Annotated in this window: 3 protein-coding genes, 2 tRNA genes and 2 rRNA genes (1 of these 7 running past the window's edge); 5 read left to right on the forward strand and 2 right to left on the reverse strand. The window is 57.2% G+C overall.

Annotated features, from left to right (window positions below; all coding sequences use genetic code 11):
- Nucleotides 1–56: 56 nt before the first annotated feature.
- Nucleotides 57–1,697, forward strand: a complete 1,641-nt coding sequence (groL, locus tag LGH83_RS17040; RefSeq protein ID WP_131114575.1) for a chaperonin GroEL — start codon at nucleotides 57–59, stop codon at nucleotides 1,695–1,697.
- Between the two features lie 208 nt (nucleotides 1,698–1,905).
- Here the strand turns inward: groL and LGH83_RS17045 are convergent, their stop codons facing one another.
- Nucleotides 1,906–2,589 carry a phosphatase PAP2 family protein gene (locus LGH83_RS17045; protein WP_227399670.1) on the reverse strand — a complete coding sequence of 228 codons (684 nt, stop codon included), beginning with the start codon at nucleotides 2,587–2,589 and terminating at the stop codon, nucleotides 1,906–1,908.
- Nucleotides 2,590–2,701: 112 nt separating this feature from the next.
- On the reverse strand, nucleotides 2,702–3,082 hold the full coding sequence (gene cpdR / locus LGH83_RS17050) for a cell cycle two-component system response regulator CpdR (protein ID WP_131114577.1): 381 nt from the start codon (nucleotides 3,080–3,082) through the stop codon (nucleotides 2,702–2,704).
- 676 nt (nucleotides 3,083–3,758) lie between these two features.
- On the opposite strand from cpdR, the gene LGH83_RS17055 reads away from it, so the two are divergent.
- The 4 genes from LGH83_RS17055 to LGH83_RS17070 all read left to right on the forward strand — a co-directional run.
- Nucleotides 3,759–5,243 (forward strand): 16S ribosomal RNA (locus LGH83_RS17055).
- Nucleotides 5,244–5,453: 210 nt separating this feature from the next.
- Nucleotides 5,454–5,530 (forward strand) — tRNA-Ile (locus LGH83_RS17060).
- A gap of 51 nt (nucleotides 5,531–5,581) precedes the next feature.
- Nucleotides 5,582–5,657 (forward strand) — tRNA-Ala (locus LGH83_RS17065).
- A gap of 475 nt (nucleotides 5,658–6,132) precedes the next feature.
- Nucleotides 6,133–7,210, forward strand: a 23S ribosomal RNA gene (locus LGH83_RS17070) (it continues 1,740 nt past the right edge of the window).
- Together the 16S and 23S rRNA genes with 2 tRNA genes alongside form the textbook arrangement of a ribosomal RNA operon.

Consider the following 7,210-nt stretch of genomic DNA (forward strand, 5'->3'; position numbering starts at 1 on the left):
CCTTGAGCCTCGATCCATCTTTCAAGATTTGAACTACGGTTCAGGAGATTATCAACATGGCAGCTAAAGACGTACGTTTCTCGTCCGACGCCCGCGATCGCATGCTTCGCGGCGTCGACATTCTGGCCAATGCGGTCAAGGTTACGCTCGGCCCCAAAGGTCGTAACGTCGTGATCGACAAGTCCTTCGGCGCGCCCCGCATCACCAAGGACGGTGTGACGGTCGCCAAGGAAATCGAGCTCGAAGACAAGTTCGAGAACATGGGCGCCCAGATGGTGCGCGAAGTGGCCTCGAAGACCAACGACAAGGCCGGCGACGGCACCACCACCGCGACCGTTCTGGCCCAGGCCATCGTTCGTGAAGGCACCAAATATGTCGCAGCCGGCATGAACCCGATGGATCTGAAGCGCGGCGTCGACATGGCCGTGACCGCAGCCCTCGAGGATATCAAGTCGCGTTCGAAGAAGATCAACTCGTCGGACGAAGTCGCTCAGGTCGGCACCATTTCGTCGAACGGCGACAAGGAAATCGGCCAGATGATCGCCAAGGCGATGCAGAAGGTCGGCAACGAGGGCGTCATCACGGTCGAAGAGGCCAAGACCTCTGAGACTGAACTCGACGTCGTCGAAGGCATGCAGTTCGATCGCGGCTATCTCTCGCCCTACTTCATCACCAATGCCGAGAAGATGGTTGCTGAGCTCGAGGATCCCTACATCCTCATCCACGAAAAGAAGCTGTCGTCGCTTCAGGCCATGCTGCCGGTTCTCGAAGCCGTCGTGCAGACCGGCAAGCCGCTCGTCATCATCGCCGAAGACATCGAAGGCGAGGCTCTTGCCACGCTCGTGGTCAACAAGCTCCGTGGTGGCCTCAAGGTCGCAGCCGTCAAGGCTCCGGGCTTCGGCGATCGCCGCAAGGCGATGCTCGAAGACATTTCGATCCTGACTCAGGGCCAGATGATCTCCGAGGAACTCGGCATCAAGCTTGAATCGGTCACGCTCCAGATGCTGGGCCGCGCCAAGCGGATCCGTATCGACAAGGAGACCACCACGATCATCGACGGTCATGGCGAAAAGTCCGACATCGACGGCCGTATCGCGCAGATCAAGGCGCAGATCGAGGAGACCACCTCGGACTACGACCGTGAGAAGCTTCAGGAGCGTCTGGCCAAGTTGGCCGGTGGCGTCGCAGTCATCCGCGTCGGCGGCTCGACCGAAGTCGAAGTCAAAGAGAAGAAGGATCGCGTCGACGACGCCCTCAATGCGACCCGCGCGGCCGTTGAAGAAGGCATCGTCCCCGGCGGCGGTATTGCACTGCTGCGCGCCAAGGCGGCCGTCTTGAAGCTGAAGAGCGACATCCCGGACGTTCAGGCTGGCATCAACATCATCTCGAAGGCGCTTGAAGCCCCGATCCGTCAGATCGCCGACAATGCCGGCGTTGAAGGCTCGATCGTGGTCGGCAAGGTTCTCGAGAATGCCTCGCAGACCTTTGGCTACAATGCCCAGACGGAAGAATATGTCGACATGATCGAAGCCGGGATCGTCGATCCGGCCAAGGTCGTTCGGACCGCTCTTCAGGATGCGGCGTCGGTCGCCGGCTTGCTGATCACCACCGAGGCCATGGTTGCCGAGTCCCCCAAGGACAAGCCGGCCATGCCGATGGGCGGTGGCGGCGGCGGCATGGGCGGCATGGACTTCTAAAGTCGTCCATTCAGCTCTGCTTGTCAGAATGGGAGCCCGGCGAAAGCCGGGCTCTTTTTCGTTCAGCCGGTGGGCTGCGTCGTCCCGATCTCCGGCCGAACTTTCCCAAGCCGCAGCGATGGTCGATCCTGCGCGGATCGCCTCTCGCTTTGCCAGCACTCGTCCCTTTGTCATCGTCGCTAAGTGAGGTGGGCCTTGTTCGCGGATGCTAGACGACGCCATCTGGTCTGACGCCGAACAGGCGTGTGACGAGCCACCAGCAGGCGAGGATCACCAACCAAGTCGATAGTCCCGCCAGGATGGAGTCGGACAGGAAATGTCCACCGAAGGCGATCCGAAGCAGACTCGTGGCGGTGCCGAACACCAAAGCGGCCGCGATGGCGATCGGTCGCCAGGGTAGTGGCACCAGCACTGCGGGCGCGAGGGTCCAAAAGGCTTCAGCGCCCTCTCCTGACACGAAGGAGCAATTGCGTCGGCACTCACCATCGAAGCGATAGAATGGTTTGAAGGCCTGATCGCCGCCAAATTGCGTGACCTGATAAGGCCTCGGCCGATGCGAATGATCCTTCAGCAACGTGTTGACCAGGAGGCCTGGCCCGATCGCGAGGCTGAGCGCCATGAAGATCAGGCCGACGCCTGTCGGCGCCCAGACCTTGGACCGCATGAACCGCCGCATGGCGTGGAGCGCGAGCATCACGGCGAATAGACAGAAGGGCGTCCAATAGAAGAGCCGACGCAGCGCGTTGCCAAGCGGCGTCTGACCGACGAACTGATCGTTTCCGAGCGCGAAGATCGAGGCGACGCGGAGATCGAGGCTCGGCGTGATCGTGAAGACGAGGCAGGTGAGGGCGACAGCCGCGAGGCTGCCGGCGACGATGCGGGTTGACGTCAAGCGGTCGTGGGTCAGCGCGCCATCCCTTCGAAAGATCGAGATGGTTCTGTTAGCTGCCAGACGGGTCCCACTCAAGCGAGGTGAGACACGTTTCTCAATCCAGCCTGGGTACTTAGGCTGCGAGGAGGCGCTGCACTTCGCCCACAAGATCCTTCAAGTGAAAGGGCTTGGAGAGGATCTTGGCTTCCTTCGGGGCATTGTTGTCTGGGTTCAGCGCCACCGCCGCAAAGCCCGTAATGAACATGACCTTGATGTCGGGGTCGAGTTCGGTCGCGCGGCGGGCCAGTTCGATCCCGTCCATCTCCGGCATGACGATGTCGGTGAGGAGAAGCTCAAAGGGCTCTTCCCGAAGGCGATGATAGGCCGACAGTCCATTGTCGAAAGAGGCGACGTTATAGCCGGCATTTTGTAGCGCCTTGACCAGAAACCGACGCATGTCGTTGTCGTCTTCGGCCAGGAGGATCTTGGTGATCGGATTGTCGCTCAGGTCCATCGGTGGGTTCCCTAAAATCTTAGCGATCATAGGGCTATGGCGGTGTGAATGACAGGTTAAACAATGAGGCCAAATCGTCGTTTTTGCGCGTCTCGCCCGTGAACGATCCGACACTGTTGCGCCAATCCCACGCAGCGGGATCACGCTCAGACGCGCGCGCGTCCTATGCCTGTGGAAGAGGCACCATCTGCCTAGGGTTCAGCCCTGTCTGTCATTTTTATGTGATTTAGGGAGTTGACGAGCTGAGTTGGGTTGGCCTATATACGGGTCATCGACGGCGGGGCCAACGAGGTTTGGTTCTGCGGCGGCGATGATCCATCTTCTGCATTCTTTTGTGGGGGTATCGACCGGGTAGGGCCCTGGGGTGTTGGATTTTGTCGTTTGGGTATTTTGGTCTGTTGGCTGGGGTACTTTTCGTCTTGAGTTTCGCTGTTTGACATTTGAATCGGAAGAAAGAGAAACGTAGGCGGCGTCTGATATCCTTGCGGATCGAGCAATCGATCGAATGGGATAATCTGGCGGTCTACGTTACATCTGGGTTTCTTAGGATCTGGCTTAGTTTTGCTAAGGTTGGGTTGTGAGAGATCTGGGTTACTCGTCAAGAGAGACCTCTGTGAAGGGGTGTAATGATGACTTAGCCGGAGCAAATTCTCGATGGTTTCTTTATTGAAGCCTACAACTTGAGAGTTTGATCCTGGCTCAGAACGAACGCTGGCGGCAGGCTTAACACATGCAAGTCGAACGCACCGCAAGGTGAGTGGCAGACGGGTGAGTAACACGTGGGAACATACCCTTCGGTTCGGAATAACTTGGGGAAACTTAAGCTAATACCGAATACGGCCTGAGGGCGAATGATTTATCGCCGAAGGAATGGCCCGCGTCCGATTAGCTAGTTGGTGTTGGTAACGGCTCACCAAGGCGACGATCGGTAGCTGGTCTGAGAGGATGACCAGCCACATTGGGACTGAGACACGGCCCAAACTCCTACGGGAGGCAGCAGTGGGGAATATTGGACAATGGGCGCAAGCCTGATCCAGCCATGCCGCGTGAGTGATGAAGGCCTTAGGGTTGTAAAGCTCTTTCGCACGCGACGATAATGACGGTAGCGTGAGAAGAAGCCCCGGCTAACTTCGTGCCAGCAGCCGCGGTAATACGAAGGGGGCTAGCGTTGTTCGGATTAACTGGGCGTAAAGGGCGCGTAGGCGGGTTTTTAAGTCAGAGGTGAAATCCCAAGGCTCAACCTTGGAACTGCCTTTGATACTGGAAGTCTTGAGTCCGGGAGAGGTGAGTGGAACTGCGAGTGTAGAGGTGAAATTCGTAGATATTCGCAAGAACACCAGTGGCGAAGGCGGCTCACTGGCCCGGTACTGACGCTGAGGCGCGAAAGCGTGGGGAGCAAACAGGATTAGATACCCTGGTAGTCCACGCCTTAAACGATGGGTGCTAGCCGTTAGGCTGCTTGCAGCTTAGTGGCGCAGTTAACACTTTAAGCACCCCGCCTGGGGAGTACGGTCGCAAGATTAAAACTCAAAGGAATTGACGGGGGCCCGCACAAGCGGTGGAGCATGTGGTTTAATTCGAAGCAACGCGCAGAACCTTACCAGCTTTTGACATGTCCAGTATGGTTTTCAGAGATGAGATCCTTCCCGCAAGGGGCTGGAACACAGGTGCTGCATGGCTGTCGTCAGCTCGTGTCGTGAGATGTTGGGTTAAGTCCCGCAACGAGCGCAACCCACGTCCTTAGTTGCCATCATTCAGTTGGGCACTCTAGGGAGACTGCCGGTGATAAGCCGAGAGGAAGGTGTGGATGACGTCAAGTCCTCATGGCCCTTACAGGCTGGGCTACACACGTGCTACAATGGCGGTGACAATGGGATGCTACGGGGCGACCCCGCGCAAATCTCAAAAAGCCGTCTCAGTTCGGATTGCACTCTGCAACTCGAGTGCATGAAGTTGGAATCGCTAGTAATCGTGGATCAGCACGCCACGGTGAATACGTTCCCGGGCCTTGTACACACCGCCCGTCACACCATGGGAGTTGGTTTTACCCGAAGGCGTTTCGCTAACCGCAAGGGGGCAGGCGACCACGGTAGGGTCAGCGACTGGGGTGAAGTCGTAACAAGGTAGCCGTAGGGGAACCTGCGGCTGGATCACCTCCTTTCTAAGGATGGCTGTTCAGACGATCCTGGTTTTCGGACCGGGTGGCGCTCTTCGGCTGTTTTAGAATCAACGACCAGTCATGGTCGGCAATGCGGGATGTCGGCGCCGTCTAACGTTTCTCTTTCTTCCATTGATATGCGGGACCGCTGGTCCGGTTTGAGGCCTCTGTCGCAAGGGAGGGTGTTTCGCTGGGGTGGCGGGGATCAGGTTCGGGCTTGTAGCTCAGTTGGTTAGAGCGCGCGCTTGATAAGCGTGAGGTCGGAAGTTCAAGTCTTCCCAGGCCCACCATGTTGACGTTGAGGCCGGGCGGTTTGGCTGTTGGCTTTGATGGAACGGAACGGGGCCTTAGCTCAGCTGGGAGAGCGCCTGCTTTGCAAGCAGGATGTCGTCGGTTCGATCCCGTCAGGCTCCACCATTCGCTTTGGCGGCCCGTTGGGGTGGGCCGAGGCTGAGCGATCCGCATATCGGAAAAAGTTTTGCTTGGAGCGTGATCCTTTGGGGTCTGCTGCAGGCGGGTTGTTTAACATTGTGAAGAGGGAATGCATCCGAACGTTCGGGGCGCATGCTGATCGTGGTGGGGTTTTGACCCTGGGCGAGAGGCGGATATGCGTGTCGAACCGACGGCCTTTGGGCCGTGTCCTATCAGCTTGACCGCAGGTGGGGATGTTGGATGTGTTTGAAGCAAAAAATGGTCTTTAAAGACGGATCGATGCTTTGACGGGGTTGGTGGATCGTCCGCAAGGATGGATTGGCCGATCTGGTGACGCATGCGTGTTGTGAGGGGTCTGCCGAGGCTCTGTTCGTGACGGCTCTTGAGTGAGCGACGCTGTAACCCACGCGATAAACAGCTGTGCTTTGGCGCAGGCGGGGTGAGCATTGATAATGAGAGCGATCAAGTGCCTTAAGGGTATCTGGTGGATGCCTTGGCGCTGAGAGGCGATGAAGGACGTGGTACGCTGCGATAAGGTTTGGGGAGCCGCGAACGGGCTTTGATCCAGACATGTCCGAATGGGGAAACCCACCTTCGACCTTGTAACTCTAAGCTGTTGTCTGATCCTGCGAGGGGTTGGGCAAGGTTTGGAATTGCAAGGTCACATGAGGGTATTTGTGTCTGAATAGATAGGACACAAAAGCTAACCCGGGGAACTGAAACATCTAAGTACCCGGAGGAAAGGACATCAACGAGACTCCGTTAGTAGTGGCGAGCGAACGCGGACCAGGCCAGTGCTTTGTGATGATTGAGCAGAACCGGTTGGAAAACCGGGCCATAGTCGGGTGATAGCCCCGTATGCGGAAGAGAGTCACGGAGCCATGAGTAGGGCGGGACACGTGAAATCCTGTCTGAACGTAGGGGGACCACCCTCTAAGCCTAAGTACTCCTCAGCGACCGATAGCGAACAAGTACCGTGAGGGAAAGGTGAAAAGCACCCCGACGAGGGGAGTGAAACAGTTCCTGAAACCGGATACCTACAAACAGTTGGAGGCCAAGGTTCGTCCTGGCTGACAGCGTACCTTTTGTATAATGGGTCAGCGACTTAATCTGACGAGCAAGCTTAAGCGGTTACGTGTAGGCGCAGCGAAAGCGAGTCTGAACAGGGCGTTTAGTTCGTCGGATTAGACCCGAAACCTAGTGATCTAGCCATGAGCAGGTTGAAGGTACGGTAACACGTACTGGAGGACCGAACGGGTGTCTGTTGAAAAAGACTCCGATGACTTGTGGTTAGGGGTGAAAGGCCAACCAAACTAGGAAATAGCTGGTTCTCCGCGAAATCTATTTAGGTAGAGCCTCGCGTGTATTCTCCAGGGGGTAGAGCACTGGATGGGCTAGGGGGACTTACCGTCCTACCAAACCTAACCAAACTCCGAATACCTGGAAGAACTGCGCGGGAGACACACAGTGGGTGCTAACGTCCATTGTGAAGAGGGAAACAACCCAGACCAACAGCTAAGGCCCCTAATTCGTGGCTA

The organism is Lichenihabitans sp. PAMC28606 (genome assembly GCF_020616535.1).
In the GTDB taxonomy this organism is placed as follows: Bacteria; Pseudomonadota; Alphaproteobacteria; order Rhizobiales; family Beijerinckiaceae; genus Lichenihabitans; species Lichenihabitans psoromatis.

Excerpts from the sequence above, each read along its gene's own strand:
- groL (WP_131114575.1), top strand. The coding sequence starts at position 57 with ATGGCAGCTAAAGACGTACGTTTCTCGTCCGACGCCCGCGATCGCATG.
- cpdR (WP_131114577.1), bottom strand. The coding sequence starts at position 3,082 with ATGGACCTGAGCGACAATCCGATCACCAAGATCCTCCTGGCCGAAGAC.